Annotated in this window: 2 protein-coding genes; both read left to right on the top strand. The window is 42.0% G+C overall.

The window, feature by feature from the left end; all coding sequences use genetic code 11:
* Nucleotides 1–8 precede the first annotated feature (8 nt).
* A complete protein-coding gene (locus tag ACS8FD_RS15360; protein ID WP_075103264.1) occupies nucleotides 9–680 on the top strand; it encodes an NADH:ubiquinone reductase (Na(+)-transporting) subunit D in 672 nt (223 codons plus the stop codon).
* A partial coding sequence (gene nqrE / locus ACS8FD_RS15355; RefSeq protein WP_439276483.1) for an NADH:ubiquinone reductase (Na(+)-transporting) subunit E occupies nucleotides 680–1,234 on the top strand: 555 nt, incomplete at its 3' end. The genes ACS8FD_RS15360 and nqrE, both read left to right, overlap by 1 nt.

Raw genomic sequence — 1,234 nt, 5'->3', positions numbered from 1 at the left:
GGCATAACATGGCTGACACAAAAAGTATTTTAACCTCGCCTATTTTTGATAATAACCCTATCGCCTTACAGATATTAGGTATCTGTTCGGCGTTAGCGGTAACGACGAGTATGTCAAATGCCTTGGTAATGTGTGTGGCATTGACATTGGTAACCGCTTTTTCCAGCTTCTTTATTTCAATTATTCGTAAGCAAATCCCATCAAGTATTCGTATCATTGTACAGATGACGATTATTGCTTCATTGGTTATTTTGGTCGATCAGGTACTAAAAGCTGTCGCTTATGATGTGAGTAAAGGCTTATCGGTATTCGTTGGTTTGATTATTACCAACTGTATCGTCATGGGCCGTGCTGAGGCCTTTGCTATGAGCAATCCACCAGTACCAAGCTTTTTAGATGGTATCGGTAATGGTCTTGGTTACTCTGCCGTATTACTGTTCGTTGCGACTATTCGTGAATTGCTAGGTTCAGGTACATGGTTTGGTATCACTATCTTACAACCAGTCACTGATGGCGGTTGGTATCTACCAAATGGTCTATTGTTGTTGCCACCATCAGCGTTCTTCATTATTGGTTTATTTATTGCCATCGTTCGTCTTTGGAAGCCAGAACAAATTGAAGAAGCCGAATTTGTAATGAAGCCACAGTCTAAAGGCATGGCACACGGAGGCGGTCACTAATGGGACATTATATTAGTTTATTTATAACCTCAGTCTTTATTGAGAATATGGCGCTCGCCTATTTCTTAGGTATGTGTACTTTTTTGGCCGTGTCCAAAAAAGTCTCAACCGCTATAGGCCTTGGAGTCGCTGTTATTGTTGTAATGGCGATTACTGTGCCACTCAATAACCTTTTGTTCCAGTTCATTCTAAAAAATGGTGCGCTGGCATGGGCAGGCTTTCCCGATATCGACCTTAGTTTCTTAGGTCTACTAAGCTATATCGGTCTTATTGCTGCGACTGTACAGATTCTAGAGATGTTTTTGGACAAGTTTGTCCCAGCTCTATATAACGCGCTTGGTGTCTTCTTACCGCTCATTACCGTAAACTGCGCGATCTTAGGTGGCGTCTTATTTATGGTTGAGCGTGACTATAACTTTAGTGAATCAGTGGTATATGGGGTCGGTGCAGGTTTTGGTTGGGCAGTTGCGATCACTGCGTTAGCAGGTATTCGTGAAAAGCTTAAGTATTCAGATATTCCGGGACCATTACGTGGTCTTGGCATTACCTTTATT

Source organism: Psychrobacter sp. 1U2, from assembly GCF_051847575.1.
This window is presented reverse-complemented; position numbering and strand designations above follow the sequence as displayed.